This is a genomic window from Saccharospirillum sp. ABV4_185, assembly GCF_056159245.1.
Genome location: NZ_JBSWUW010000002.1, coordinates 22,721 through 36,295 on the forward strand (window position 1 = coordinate 22,721; position 13,575 = coordinate 36,295).

Here is a 13,575-nt window from a genome sequence, read left to right on the forward strand (position 1 = left end):
CGTATGGCCACCCCTTCCCAGCACGATCTGCGCAACGACTTCCGCGCTTTGTTAAACAGCGATCAGTGCTTTTATACCGCGTCCACCTTTGATCCTATGTCGGCCCGTATTGCGGCGGATCTGGGTTTTGAAATCGGCATTCTTGGTGGCTCGGTGGCTTCCCTGCAGGTGCTGGCCGCACCGGACTTTGCGTTGATCACACTCAGTGAGTTTGTCGAGCAGGCCACGCGCATCGGCCGCGTCGCGCGTCTGCCGATCATCGCTGACGCCGACCACGGCTACGGTAATGCCTTGAACGTGATGCGCACCATTACCGAACTGGAACGCGCCGGCGTGGCGGCACTGACCATTGAAGACACCTTGCTGCCGGCGAAATACGGACGCAAATCCACGGACCTGATCCCGCTGGATGAAGGCGTTGGCAAAATCGAAGCCGCTCTGGATGCGCGCATCGACCCGGCAATGTGCATCTTTGCCCGCACCAACGCCGGCCAGTTGAGCGTTGAAGCGACTATCGAACGGGTTAAGGCGTACCAGGAAGCCGGAGCCGATGGCATCTGCATGGTTGGCATTAAAGATTTCGAGCATCTGGAAGAGATTGCTCAGCATGTATCGATTCCGCTGATGCTGGTCGCCTACGACAACCCGGAACTGCGTGACCGAGAACGTCTGGCGCGTAACGGTGTGCGCGTCGTCGTCAACGGCCACGCGGCCTATTTCGCGGCCATCAAAGCCACCTACGACTGCCTGCGCGAACAACGTGGCATTGCCGAAGGCACTCTGGACGCTTCGGAATTGTCGGTGCGTTACTCCACCTTGGAAGAAAACCGCCAGTGGGCGCGCGACTTTATGAAGGTGAGTGAGTAACCACTCACCTCCCATCTCTAAAGGCAAAGGCGCCGGGCTCAGTCTTCCGCCCAGGCCATTACCTCGCCCTGGTGAATCGCCTGATACACCCGATTGCGCAGTGCATTGGCTTCGGCCTGAGTGACGCTGCGGGTTGGGTGACGAATGGTCAGGCGCACCAGCACATTTTTCTGACCCGCCGTTAGCCCCAACCGTTCGATCGCCTGCGCCGGTAGCTGCGCTGCTGGCGTCTCATTGAGCACCCTGACCGCTTCCAGCCAATCCACCTGCTCCGGCAGTGCCTGGCGGATTTGGTCGCCCAGCGTTTCAGCATCCATGAGCTCATCGGTGGCGATGGACAGATCACGCTCAATTGCCGGTTGCCAGGACACCGGCTTCCAGGGATCGAGCGTCAGCATCTGCTGCGCCACTCTGGGGTCGCCATTGCGCAGCAGGCGGATGTCCGGCAAACCTTTGCGCAGCATCAACAGGCGATCCAAGCCCAGACCGATGGCAATACCAGTGACTTCGTCCGGGTTCCAACCGCAGCGCGCTAATAAATCCGGGTCGATGATGCCGGCTTCGCCGATTTCCACCAGTTCACCCTTGTCCGATAACGCATCCACCTGAATGCCATCGCAGGTGTAGGGATGCGGCGAGTCGCTCAGGCTAAGTGCTTGTTGTGGTAACACCAGGCGTAGCAAATCGCTAACTGCTGCGCGGATATCAAGGGTTTCGGTGCGTGGCAGCAATACCCAGATATCGGCCTGGTGCGGCTCGGCGCAGTGCAGTCGATCGATGCTGTCACGCCGATACACCAGACCGTGGGTCAGCAGCATCAAGCGACGCGGAGTTTTGTCGGGCCAGGATTTTAGCCAGGTCGGTACCAGGGACGACGTTTGGGTGCGCAGCATCCAGTCGGCCGACAGATAACGACTGTAGCGGCTTTCCCGCGCCGGACCATCGGGCGGATAGCCCAAGGCATCGTAGTTCTGTTTGACGGCGACCAGGGGCGAAACCGGCAGCCGCTGCAAGGGCGCCTGGTAGGTTTCGGTGAGATGCGCGGCGATAGCGTCGAGCAATAATTGTATGCCGTGCGGGCCTTGGTCGGGATTACTGAGATCGCGCAGCGACAGCGCGGCTACAAGCTGTTGGGCAGTGAGAAGGGTGTTCATGATGTCTCCAAAAAGCCAAGACCAAAACAGCAGTGCCTTGGTCAATTCATTCCAGGTTGTTTTTCCCAGGGGATGGGTATTTTGGAATCCTCCGAACCGGGGCTCGGAGATGGCTTTTCAGACAGGAAAAGTCAGACCGCCGCGCCCTTTTGCAAGGCTCGGAGGTCAGTAAATCGTGGCGTGTGCATCCAGATGTTCATGCGATTAATACTAAGGATGGCGCTGGGTCTGTCAACGAAAAAGGCGCCGCAAGCGGCGCCAAGGGGGGAACGGGCCTGCCCGTCACAGGCCCAATGACATCAGGCGAACTGTTCTTCTTCGGTCGAGCCGGTCAGGGCGGTCACCGAAGAACTGCCACCCTGAATAACGGTGGTCATATCATCGAAGTAGCCGGTGCCCACTTCCTTCTGATGCGCCACAAAGGTGTAGCCCTTGTCAGCATCGCGGAACTCCTGCTCCTGCAGTTCGACGTAGGCCGACATGTCTTTGCGGGCGTAGTTGTAGGCCAGATTGAACATGCCGTGCCACATGTTGTGAATGCCCGCCAGCGTTATGAACTGGAACTTGTAACCCATGGCCGACAGCTCGGTCTGGAACTTGGCGATGGTGGCGTCGTCCAGATTCTTCTTCCAGTTGAACGACGGCGAACAGTTATACGCCAGCAGCTGATCGGGGAATTCCTTACGCACGGCTTCGGCGAATTTCTTGGCTTCGTCCAGGTTTGGCGTTGCGGTTTCGCACCACAGCATATCGGCGTAGGGCGCGTAGGCGAGGCCACGGGAAATCGCCTGGTCGATGCCGTTGCGTACCCGGTAGAAACCTTCGTTGGTGCGCTCGCCGGTCAGGAACTGGGCGTCGTAAGGATCGCAATCTGAGGTCAAAAGATCGGCTGCATTGGCATCGGTGCGCGCCAGAATGATCGAAGGGACGCCTTCAACATCGGCCGCCAGACGAGCAGCCGTCAGTTTCTGCACCGCTTCCTGAGTCGGCACCAGAACCTTGCCGCCCATATGGCCGCATTTTTTCACCGCTGCCAGCTGATCTTCAAAATGCACACCGGAAGCGCCGGCGCGGATCATGTTTTTCATCAGCTCATAGGCGTTCAGCACGCCGCCAAAACCGGCTTCGGCGTCGGCGACGATGGGTGCGAAATAGTCGACAAAGTCGGCATCGCCCGGTTGTTTGCCCGCCTGCCACTGAATCTGGTCGGCGCGTTCGAAGGCATTGTTGATTCGGCGCACCACCGTCGGTACCGAATCGACGGCGTAGAGCGATTGGTCCGGGTACATGGTTTCACTGGAGTTGGCGTCGGCCGCCACCTGCCAGCCCGATAAGTAAATCGCCTGCACGCCGGCTTTGACCTGCTGCACCGCCTGGCCGCCGGTTAAAGCGCCCATGGCGTTGACGAAGTCTTTGTCCGGGCGGAATGTCGGCCGGCCGCCTTCGTTGACCAGTTGCCAGAGTTTTTCCGCACCGCGGGTGGCGATGGTGTTGTCGCGTTTCAGTGAGCCGCGCAGCCGCACTACGTCTTCGGCGCTGTAGTTGCGACGAATACCGTTCCAGCGTGGGTTGGTTTCCCAGTCGCGGGCGATGGTATCGATTTCCTGCTGGCGATCGTAGTTTCCGGTTGTTGAGGTAGTCATCGGAAGTCCTCTTGGTTGTGCTGCCATTCGGCTTGTTGTTTTGGGTTCCGTCGCTGCCGGAATCGTTCTGATTATTTTTTGATCAGTCGGCGGCGATAAATTCACCTTAGGGTTCGATGAAAAATTTGGCTAATTTATAATCGTTATTTTCACTATTCCTGTGGTGAATGGAGTTTGGCTTGGTTAGGATAAAGCGACCTTTTCGACGGACATCGCCATGCAACTGAATCGCATCGACATGAATTTGCTGGTCTATCTGGATGTACTGCTGCGCGAACGCAGTGTCACCAAGGCCGCCGATCAACTGGGCATCAGCCAGCCGGCGATGAGCAACGGCCTGCGCCGCCTGCGGGTGTTGTTTGACGATCCGCTGTTGATTCGCACCAGCGAAGGCATGACGCCGACCGAGCGGGCGCGTCAGTTGGAGCCGACGCTGCGCACCGTGCTGCAGGACATCGAACGAGCGGTGCGGCCACGCAGCGATTTCGACGCCGCCGCCAGTGGCCGGGTGTTCCGCATCATGGTCAGTGACTACGCCGAATCGACGCTGATTCCTCCGCTGCTACGGCGTTTGCGGGAGATTGCGCCAAGCGTGATTCTCGATCTGATGACGCCCAGCGACGTCAGTTTTTTCGACGTCGAGCAGGGCAAGGTCGACCTGGTGATCAACCGCTTTAACTCCATTCCCCAGTCGTTCCACCAGACCACCGTCTGGAAGGATGACTTCTGCTGCATGGTCAGCCGCGACAACCCCATTCTCGATAACTTCAGCCTGAAAAATTACCTCGAAGCCCAGCATGTCTGGGTGTCCAAGACCGGCTTTGGCGTCAGCGTTGGCGTTGATCCGGGCGATGTGCAGCGCCTGGGCTGGGTCGATGAGGTGTTGCGCCAGCTCGGTAAAAAGCGCCGCATCACGGTGTTCACGCGCCATTATCAGGCGGCGATGTTGCTCTCGGAACAGAACGATTTGGTGCTGACAGTGCCGTCGCGCGCGGCCTTGCTGCAGGCGGAGAACCCGCGTCTGGTGGTAAAAGCGCCGCCCTTTGAGATTCCGCCCATTCAGCTCAAGCTGGTGTGGAGCCCGCTGCTGCACCACGATCCGGCACACCGCTGGATGCGCCGCTTGATCAACGAAGTGGCCGAAGAAGTGATCGCACCGGAATTCTAATTCATTATGTGAATGTTGATTATAATCGAAATAAATAATCTGAATTTCAATGACCGCTGCTCTGGTTTGCGGCGGCTGGCTGAGGTGCGGAGCGGTCCCAGGGCGAGGTCGGTTGCGTCGCCTGCTTCAGCCAGTTGATCGCTTCCTGCACCGCCGGATTGCTGCGGCGGTTTTGCGGCACCAACGCTTTGACCCACAAATCTGGCACCGGGAACTCCTCCAACACCGGTACCACTTTGCCCGCGCTGACGCTCGGCAGAGCGATGTGTTTGGCGACCATGGCGATGCCCAGTCCATTCTCCACCGCATTCATCAACACCAGGCTGTCATTGACGCTGACCCGGGGTTTGACGTCGACGTTGATGGTGCCGCTCGGGCCATCGAAAAACCAACTGGTGCCGGTGGCCAGAAAGGTCAGGCAGTCGTGTTCGATCAGATCGCGCGGATGTTGTGGCGCTTCGCTGTGCGCTAAATAGTCCGGCGCGGCGATCAGGATGCGTGGCATCGGGCACAGCGGTATGTCCATGACATCGGCGTAAGACGACGGCAGCGCGCCGATGGCGATATCGAAACCTTCCTCGATCGGGTTCACCGATCGATCCATCAGCACCAGTTCCATGCTGACGCCGGGATGAGTTTTCTGGAAAGAGGTCAGGATGTCGCCGAAATATTGGATGGTCAGGGTAGTGGGGCACTTGATGCGCAAACGCTCCTGCAACGGCGAACGAGCCGTGGCCAAATCCTGCAACGCATGATCCATTTCGGTGACGATCGACAGCAGCCGAGGGTAATAGCGCTCACCCGCATCGGTCAGTTCCAGCTTTCGCGTTGAACGATTGAACAGCGTGACTTTGAGTTGGTGCTCTAACTGGTTGATTCTTTTAGTGATCACCGAAGGTACGGTGTTCAAAGACCGCGAAGCGGCGGAAAAACTACCGGTTCTTACCACGGTCAGAAAACTTTTCAGGTTGGTCAGCGTATCCAAGGTGACACCTCGTTTTATCGTTATCTTTCGCGAATCGCGTTAAGACCTATCTTAAAACAGCTCTTTTTCCAAAAGATAGCGCTGGCTAGTCTGGACGTATTCACAGCCGTCACCGTCCGCAACAACAGCGATAACAATGAGACGGGGCGACGTTCGAAAAGCAGTCAGAGGCAAGAACAATCATGGTATCTGGACCTAGTACAGCAACCCGGGTGTTGCGTCGCACCCCGACTTCCGGCTTTAAGACATTGCGCGCCGACATCTGCGTCGTCGGTGCCGGCATCGCCGGCATGTCGGCGGCGCTGCAGGCCGCCAAATTGGGCCGCTCGGTGATACTGGTGGACAGTCAACCTGCGCTGGGTGGCCAGGCGGTGAATTCCATCATCGCCACCTTTTGCGGCATGTTCTCCAATGGCACCCATGGCTATCAGTTCACCCACGGCATTGCCGACGACATTCTCGGCTATCTGGAACGTCACGATCAGTCGATCTATTACCGCCACGGCCCCAACACTACTGTGGTCTATTACGACGAAGTCACGCTCGGTCGCTGGATTGAACAAAGCGTCTTGGAAACTGGAGTAACGCCCCTGCTCGGCGCCATGTTGCTCGACACCCGTATGGAAAATTCACGCCTGGTCAGCGCTGACTTTATGACCCGCTACGGCGGTGTCACGGTCGAAGCCGATGGCTTTGTGGATGCCAGTGGCGACGCCGCCCTGGCCTGGCAGGCCGGTTTGCCATGCCGTGAACCGGCTCAAAATGGCGTCTTTGGCACTCAGATGGTGGTGCTGGAGAACATCGACGAAGAGCGTCAGCCGACTCGCGACGTTATTGGCGCTCGGCTGAAAGAACGCGGCGAACACTACGGTCTGGTGCGCCGTGAAGGTCTGGGTTTCACCATTCCCGGCCGTGGTATAGCGGCGATGAACATGACTCATATCGAGACTCCGCTCGATCCGGTCGAAGCCTCCGCCAAGGCGCTGGAAGGTAAAGAGCAGGCCAGTCGTGCCATCGAATTCTTAAAGCAGGAATTTCCGGAGTGTTTTGGTCAATCCCGGGTGCGTTCCTTCGGTTTGCCAGGCATTCGCCAGACCCGCTGGATTGTCGGCCGGCATCATCTGACCGTCGACGAACTGACCAGCGGCATCAAGTTTGACGACAGCATTGGCCGCACCGCCTGGCCGATTGAACTGCACGATCACAGTGACGGCCACCACTGGATCACCTTCGATGAAGACCACGTGCATTACATACCGCTGGGCAGCCTGATTCCCGAAGAGTGTGACAACCTGGTCGCTGCCGGACGCTGCATCGATGCCGATTCAGCGGCGCTGTCGAGCGTTCGTGTAATGGGACCGTGCATTGCGATGGGTATGGCTGCCGCCCATGCGCTGGATCTGTCAGCATCGGGCAGCGTGCATCAGATCGATATGGATCAGATGCGCCGCCGTGTCGCTGAAAACGTAGAACAACAACATTATCGCTGGGACGAAAAGGAGCTGGCCTCCAAGGTCGATGCTTCCTGATGGCAAGCCTCTTGATAGCAAGCCTCTTGAGAGCCAAGCCCAACCCAGCCGGAGCGAACCATGCAGTTAACTGATTTTGAAAAAGCCATGCTCGACGGCGCCAACGGTCGTGCCAAGGCGCGAGCCATGGATTTACTGGTGCGCTACGGCGAAGCCGTGGGTGCCGAACGGCTGATCGAAACCAACAACGTCGCCGGTGCCTTTAATGCCTCGACGCCCTCGGTAAAACCCATTGTCGATAAAGGCTTCGATGCGGTCTATTCCGAGCTTAATCTCGACAGCGATGAAGTGGTGGAAATTCCCCATATGGCGGTCAACACCACTCAGTTGATCACCGGTATCGATATCGAAAACTGGCGCATTCAAGGTGCCGATGAAGCCCTGGTAAAGATGCAAATGGCTTCGGAAAAATACCTCGGCGAACGCGGCATTAATATGTGCGCCACCTGCACGCCTTATCAGGTCGGTAACGTGCCGGTACTGGGCGAGCATTGCGCCTGGATGGAATCCTCAGCGGTGATTTATTGTAACTCGGTATTGGGGGCACGCACCAATGTTGAAGGCAAAGAAAGCACCGGTGCAGCGGCGTTAACCGGCCGCATTCCCTACTGGGGTTATCACCTTAAAGAAAACCGCTACGGCAACTACCGCATCGATTTGGATATCGATGTCGATGACATGATGGATTGGGGTTTGCTCGGTTATTTCATCGGCGAAATGGTCGAAGAAGACAAACCGGTGGTGCACAACATCAGCCATCATCCCAACCTGATTAAACTGAAGCATTTCGGTGCTGCGGCGGCCTCTTCCGGTGGCGTGGAGATGTATCACATCCCCGGTGTTACCGCTGAAGCGCGTACCCTGGAAGAAGCGTTTGGGCCCAATAAACCCAAGGAAATTATTCGTTATGGCGCGGCTGAACGTCGTGACATCTACGAAAAACTGCAGTGCGCGACTGATCCAAAAGTCGACTTCATCATGCTCGGTTGCCCGCACAATTCGATTGAACAGATGGCCTTGATTGCGCAGTTATTGCGCGGCAAAAAAATCCATGCCGATGTGGAGCTCTGGGTGCATACGCCGCGCGCTATTAAGAGTGTGGCCGAGCGCAATGGCTACCTGGCAGTGATCGAAGCGGCCGGTGGTGTGGTGATGAGCGATACCTGCCCGGCCATTTCCCGGCGCTTGCCCGAAGGCGTTCGGGTGATGGCGACAGACTCAGCCAAGCAAGCGCACTATCTGCCTGCCATCGCCAAGATCGATGGCTGGTTTGGCTCGGTCGGTCAGTGCATTGATGCGGCCATAACCGGTCAGTGGAATGGAGGGCTGGTGTGATGAGCGAGCCACTTAAAACCGGCACCACCATTACCCTGAGCGGCCGCAAAGTGGTCGGCGGTGTCGCCGAAGGCGAAGCCTTGGTGACGCGCGAAACCATCTCAGGTTGGGGCGGGATTTCCGAGCGCGATGGCACTGTGATTGAGCGTCGCCACGAGCTGGTGGGCCAGTCGTTCGCCGGCAAAATTCTGCTCTTTCCGGGTGCCAAGGGCTCGTCCGGTTGGTCGGCGTATTTTCATATGACGCGCCTCAATGGAGTGTCGCCGGCGGCCATGTTGTTTACCCGTATGACCACCAAGATGGCGCTCGGTGCAGTGGTCACCCGAGTCCCGGCGATGACCGATTTCGAGCAGGATCCTTATGCGCTGATCGATACCGGTGACTGGGTCAAGGTCGACGCCGATGCCGGTCTACTCACCATTATCAAAGCCGCCGGTTAATTGAGTGACCGCCGTGGCAAAAATTATTCGACAGGAGGTTGTATTTTCTGCGTTGTGACTGATCGGACGTCACCGCAGCGCACTCACTTCAGTGAGCAGTCAACAGCAACATAATGCCTCATTTATAGACAACAAAAACAAGACACCCTCCAGGGTGACTATTGGTAAGAGGAAGCAGATCATGTTTAAAACTGCCCAAAAACGGCTGGGATTTCTGGCTCGTATTACCCTCGGTACTGGCTTGGTATTAGCCAGCTTAAGCACTCAGCTTATGGCGGACGATGAGTATCAGTGGCCACGTTATTTCAACATCGTGACGCCCAATGTAGGGACCGCCAATCATTCGTTATCGGTCGCCTGGGCGTCGGAATTTTCGGCGCAAACATCATCGCGTTCACGGGTAATGCCTGCGCCCAATGGCTATTCGCGAGTGACCTGGTTAAACACCGGTGAAGGTCGTTTGGCGATGTTCCAGGCGTCGGACTATTTCGATCATATGGATGGAGTTGACGGCTTTGCCACCCCTACGGCCGGGCCAGTGGATACCCGTCTGATCAACGTTAATATGATCACGCCCTGGGGTTATATGGTGCGTGGCGATTCCGATATTCAAGACATTCACGACATCGGTCCGGGCACTCGTATTGCCTATGCCGCCAGCTCGTCTTTTCTGCTGACCGGCGTCGATGCACTGCTGGCGTATCTTGATCTGGACCCGAGCGAGGTAGAGCTGGTGGAAGTCGGTAACTACGGCGCCAACACCGCCATCGTCGCCGAGGGTCGCGCCGACGTGGCCTTCACCTCACCGCATTCCGGGCCGAGTTATGAAGCGGCAGCGGGCCCTCATGGCATTCGCTGGCTGGCACTGCCCGCGCGCGAAGAAGACCCGGAAGCCTTTGACCGTTATCGCAATTTGCATCCGGGTTACGTGGCGCGTGAAACCCAGTCGGGCGTGCCTTCGGCGCGCGGTGTGATGATGGATCATGCCTTCCAGGCTAACCATGTGCTGGCCACTGAAGATGCGGAGTTTGTCTATCAGTTAGTGAAGTGGATGGACGAACAGTACGACAGCTACAAGGACGATTTTACCTACGCCTACATGATGTCCATCGACAGCCTGGTGCAATTTTTAGAATTGGGTGCGTTGCAGCCGGTACACGAAGGCGCCATCCGCTATCTGCGGGAAAAAGGGTTGTGGACCGAGGCCTTTCAGCATCGCCAGGACCAGTTGGTGGCCATGGCCCAGCAACGTCAAGCACTCTACAAAGAAACCATGGCTGAAGCCCGTGCCGAAGGCATGACGGTGTCGCCGACAGATGAGGACTGGGTGGCCTTGTGGCACGCAACCCGAGATCAGCAAAGTGATGGTCGCAGTTACGGCGAAATGGTGCTGTCGCTGCAACCATGACGACCTCTTTCCCGGCCCCTGTGGCCGGGCTTTTTACTCTGCTTTGTGCTGTTGCTGTAGCCAACTATTTTCATTTTGACTCTCACCAATCGCCATCCCAGCGGCGACTGGTACTCCCGGGCGGAGGCCTGAACGATCATGAACGCAACACCCGATAACCAATCCTCTGGCGGTGCCGACAACGCTGTCCCCGAGGCCTTTGTAGACCGAACCTTGGAGCGCTATCAGTCGATGCCAGCGCCCATTCGTCTGCTTACTTTGGCGATGTCGTTCGGCGGTGTGGCCTTGGCGGTGGTCTATATTTTTGGACTGATTCCGCTGTTGGATCTGACTTACTATTTCCTGCTGATGGCCATGTATTTGCCCATGGCTTATTTGCTGTTGCCAGCGCACAAACGCGAAGTGCGCGTGTCCTGGATGAGTTATTTACCGGCGCTGGCGATCTTTTGTCTGATGTTATTTATGGCGTCCAAAGGTCGCGATCTGGTCTATCAAACCTGGGTGCCGGCCAGCGAAAGCTGGCAGCTTTGGGTGGCTGCTGCGCTGATGGTATTGATCCTTGAAGCGGCGCGCCGCTCCGGCGGTTTGATCTTTCTGTGCATCGTTATTTTTCTCGGTTTCTATCCGGTCTTTGCCGACGCTATGCCGGGCATTTTATGGGGCCCGCCGACGACATTGGAGCGCACCATCGCTTTCAATATTTATTCCGGTGACGCCATGCTCGGCATCGTTACCCGAGTGGTGGCTGAAACCATCGTCGGCTTTTTGATTCTCGCTGCTTTGTTGGTGGCTACCGGCGCGGCCGATTTTTTTCTCAAATTGGCAACGGCATTAATGGGTCAGGCCAAGGGCGGGCCGGCTAAAGTCAGTGTCTTGGCGAGCGGTTTTTTTGGCAGCCTCAGTGGCAGCATTTTCGGCAATGTAGTCAGCACCGGTTCGGTCACCATTCCAAGCATGAAAAAAGCCGGTTTCCCCGGTTATTACGCCGGTGCCCTGGAAGCCTGTGCGTCGACCGGTGGGATGTTGATGCCACCGGTGATGGGCGCCGTGGCCTTTATCATGGCCGACTTCACCAACACCGAATATGGCGTCATCGTCATGGCCGCCATCATTCCTTCCTTGCTGTATTTTTTCGGTCTCTATTGCCATGTGCATGGCTATGCCGCCAAGGCCGATTTGCAGGGCATTCCCAAAGCCGATTTGCCATCACTGCGCGAGACCTTAAAAGAAGGTTGGCCGTTTTTAGTGGTGCTGGGCTTTTTGGTTTGGGGTCTGGTGGTGATGCGCTGGGAACGATTGACACCTTTCTATGCGTCCGGTCTGTTAATTGCGCTGACCTTGTTTAAAAAAGAGCTGCGCATTACTCCTAGCAAGGTGCCGGATATTCTTTTTCAGATCAGTAAATTGCTTAGCCAAACCATGGCGCTGTTGTTGCCGACCAGTTTTATTCTCGGGGGTTTAATGGCGACTGGCGTCGCCCCGGTGATTGCTTCAGAACTGGTGCGCATGGGTGGCGGTAGCCTGATTCTGGTGCTCGCCATTGGCGTTGGGGTATGCATTATTTTCGGCATGTTGGGCATGATCGTCGCTGCTTATCTGATGCTGGCATTAACGCTGGCACCGGCGCTGGAACAGATTGCCGGTTTGAATACGTTGGCGATCCATCTGTTTATTGCCTATTACGCCACCCTGGCAGCGATCACTCCGCCAGTGGCGCTGGCGGCTTTTCTCGCCTCGCGCATCAGCGATTCCGATCCGTTACGCACCAGCTTGCATGCCGCCCGTTTGGGCGTGGTGCTGTATTTCGTGCCGATCTTTTTCCTGTTCGAGCCAGCCTTGATTTTCCAGGGACCGCTGCATCTGACGGCGATCTGGTTCTGCTTCAATGTTATCGCCGTCATGTTGATTGCGGGTGGTTCTGAAGGTCGCTTGATGTTGGTCGGGAAGCTGCCCATCTGGGCGCGTCCAGTGATCATCATCAGTGGTTTACTGGTCGGTTTTCCGGAGTGGATGTCGACGCTGGTCGGCCTGGTTATCAGCGCCGCTGTGGTGCTGTTGACGCGCTTATCGGTGGCCCAGAAAGCGGTTGGCTTGCAAGCTCGTTCGCGCTGATCAATGCGCGTTAAAACAACAATAACCGTCGATTGACGGAAGGAGTTTTCGCCATGACATTAACCGTTAAACCCTTGCATCCATTGTTTGTTGGTGAAGCATCCGGTATCGATCTGAGTCAGCCGCTGGAGGCGCAAGGTGTGCAGGCCATTCGACAGGCCATGGACGAATATGCGGTGCTGGTGTTTCGCAATCAGCCGTTGAGCGAAACCCAACAATTGAATCTGGCCAAGTCGTTTGGGCCTTTGGATTTGGGGTTGAAAAAACTTAAACATCGGCCCGATCGTTTGCAGCATCATGAACTGGCGGACTTATCGAATGTGCGCGATGAAGGTGGCGTGGTTGATCGTGACGATCCGAAAATTGTCAGCAATATCGCCAATCAGTTGTGGCACAGCGACAGTTCCTTTCAGAAACCGTCGGCGGAATATTCCATGCTCAGCGCGGTGCGGGTTCCGGCAGTCGGCGGTGAAACCGAGTACGCCGATTTACGCGCTGCTTATGATGCGTTATCGGCTGAGATGAAAGCCGAAATTGCTGATCTGCAAGCCGAGCATTATGTGTTGCATTCACGTTTTATGCTCGGCTATACCGACTACAGTGACGCTCAGAAAAACACCATTCCGCCAGTGACCTGGCCGCTGGTGCGCACCCATCCGGGTTCCGGTCGCAAGGTGTTGTTTGTCAGCTCGCATGCGCGCTCGGTGGATGGCTGGACGCTGGCCGAAGGGCGAATGCTGTTGCTGGATTTAATCGAGCACGCTACTCAGCGCGAGTTTGTTTATCGCCATCACTGGCAGGCCAACGATCTGGTGATCTGGGACAATCGCTGCACTTTGCATCGCGGTCGGCGCTTTGATTTTAATCAGGTGCGTGAATTGCGCCGTGCCACCACCCTGGATGTTAATGCTGCCGAACTGCACGCTGGCTAAGG

General features: G+C 56.8%; 11 protein-coding genes. 8 read left to right on the top strand and 3 right to left on the bottom strand.

Translation table 11 applies throughout. The features are described 5' to 3' along the window. The first annotated feature begins 3 nt into the window (after window positions 1–3). Window positions 4–867 (top strand): isocitrate lyase/PEP mutase family protein, encoded by an 864-nt coding sequence (locus tag ACXAE6_RS17235; protein ID WP_475151886.1) that lies wholly within the window; start codon window positions 4–6, stop codon window positions 865–867. Window positions 868–905: 38 nt separating this feature from the next. Here the strand turns inward: ACXAE6_RS17235 and srmL are convergent, their stop codons facing one another. Continuing rightward, the gene (gene srmL, locus ACXAE6_RS17240) at window positions 906–2,021 is read right to left on the bottom strand and encodes a PheS-related mystery ligase SrmL (protein ID WP_475151890.1); all 1,116 of its coding nucleotides are present in this window, start codon (window positions 2,019–2,021) and stop codon (window positions 906–908) included. A 299-nt stretch (window positions 2,022–2,320) separates the two neighbouring features. Next, complete coding sequence (gene aceA / locus ACXAE6_RS17245; RefSeq protein WP_475151895.1) at window positions 2,321–3,664, bottom strand: isocitrate lyase; 1,344 nt, start codon at window positions 3,662–3,664, stop codon at window positions 2,321–2,323. Between the two features lie 217 nt (window positions 3,665–3,881). Here aceA and ACXAE6_RS17250 point away from each other — a divergent pair, with 217 nt between their 5' ends. Then, a complete protein-coding gene (locus tag ACXAE6_RS17250) occupies window positions 3,882–4,832 on the top strand; it encodes a LysR family transcriptional regulator (RefSeq protein ID WP_475151900.1) in 951 nt (316 codons plus the stop codon). A 46-nt stretch (window positions 4,833–4,878) separates the two neighbouring features. Here ACXAE6_RS17250 and ACXAE6_RS17255 read toward each other — a convergent pair whose 3' ends face one another. Then, window positions 4,879–5,817, bottom strand: a complete 939-nt coding sequence (locus ACXAE6_RS17255) for a LysR family transcriptional regulator (protein ID WP_475151902.1) — start codon at window positions 5,815–5,817, stop codon at window positions 4,879–4,881. 182 nt (window positions 5,818–5,999) lie between these two features. Here ACXAE6_RS17255 and ACXAE6_RS17260 point away from each other — a divergent pair, with 182 nt between their 5' ends. From ACXAE6_RS17260 to ACXAE6_RS17285, 6 genes are all read left to right on the top strand, one after another. Continuing rightward, window positions 6,000–7,346, top strand: a complete 1,347-nt coding sequence (locus ACXAE6_RS17260) for an FAD-dependent oxidoreductase (protein ID WP_475151905.1) — start codon at window positions 6,000–6,002, stop codon at window positions 7,344–7,346. Between the two features lie 60 nt (window positions 7,347–7,406). Then, a complete protein-coding gene (locus ACXAE6_RS17265; RefSeq protein WP_475151907.1) occupies window positions 7,407–8,681 on the top strand; it encodes an aconitase X in 1,275 nt (424 codons plus the stop codon). After that, a complete protein-coding gene (locus tag ACXAE6_RS17270; RefSeq protein ID WP_475151910.1) occupies window positions 8,681–9,121 on the top strand; it encodes an aconitase X swivel domain-containing protein in 441 nt (146 codons plus the stop codon). Before ACXAE6_RS17265 ends, ACXAE6_RS17270 begins: the two co-directional genes overlap by 1 nt. 181 nt (window positions 9,122–9,302) lie before the next feature. Beyond that, window positions 9,303–10,529: a TAXI family TRAP transporter solute-binding subunit gene (locus tag ACXAE6_RS17275; protein WP_475151913.1), complete on the top strand. Its 1,227-nt coding sequence runs from the start codon at window positions 9,303–9,305 to the stop codon at window positions 10,527–10,529. 138 nt (window positions 10,530–10,667) lie between these two features. Continuing rightward, window positions 10,668–12,641 (top strand): TRAP transporter permease, encoded by a 1,974-nt coding sequence (locus ACXAE6_RS17280; RefSeq protein ID WP_475151918.1) that lies wholly within the window; start codon window positions 10,668–10,670, stop codon window positions 12,639–12,641. 53 nt (window positions 12,642–12,694) lie between these two features. Next, the gene (locus tag ACXAE6_RS17285; RefSeq protein WP_475151922.1) at window positions 12,695–13,573 is read left to right on the top strand and encodes a TauD/TfdA dioxygenase family protein; all 879 of its coding nucleotides are present in this window, start codon (window positions 12,695–12,697) and stop codon (window positions 13,571–13,573) included. Window positions 13,574–13,575 lie beyond the last annotated feature (2 nt).

Coding starts and splice junctions, on each gene's coding strand:
- ACXAE6_RS17235 (WP_475151886.1), top strand. CDS start 4: ATGGCCACCCCTTCCCAGCACGATCTGCGCAACGACTTCCGCGCTTTG.
- srmL (WP_475151890.1), bottom strand. CDS start 2,021: ATGAACACCCTTCTCACTGCCCAACAGCTTGTAGCCGCGCTGTCGCTG.
- aceA (WP_475151895.1), bottom strand. CDS start 3,664: ATGACTACCTCAACAACCGGAAACTACGATCGCCAGCAGGAAATCGAT.
- ACXAE6_RS17250 (WP_475151900.1), top strand. CDS start 3,882: ATGCAACTGAATCGCATCGACATGAATTTGCTGGTCTATCTGGATGTA.
- ACXAE6_RS17260 (WP_475151905.1), top strand. CDS start 6,000: ATGGTATCTGGACCTAGTACAGCAACCCGGGTGTTGCGTCGCACCCCG.
- ACXAE6_RS17265 (WP_475151907.1), top strand. CDS start 7,407: ATGCAGTTAACTGATTTTGAAAAAGCCATGCTCGACGGCGCCAACGGT.
- ACXAE6_RS17270 (WP_475151910.1), top strand. CDS start 8,681: ATGAGCGAGCCACTTAAAACCGGCACCACCATTACCCTGAGCGGCCGC.
- ACXAE6_RS17275 (WP_475151913.1), top strand. CDS start 9,303: ATGTTTAAAACTGCCCAAAAACGGCTGGGATTTCTGGCTCGTATTACC.
- ACXAE6_RS17280 (WP_475151918.1), top strand. CDS start 10,668: ATGAACGCAACACCCGATAACCAATCCTCTGGCGGTGCCGACAACGCT.
- ACXAE6_RS17285 (WP_475151922.1), top strand. CDS start 12,695: ATGACATTAACCGTTAAACCCTTGCATCCATTGTTTGTTGGTGAAGCA.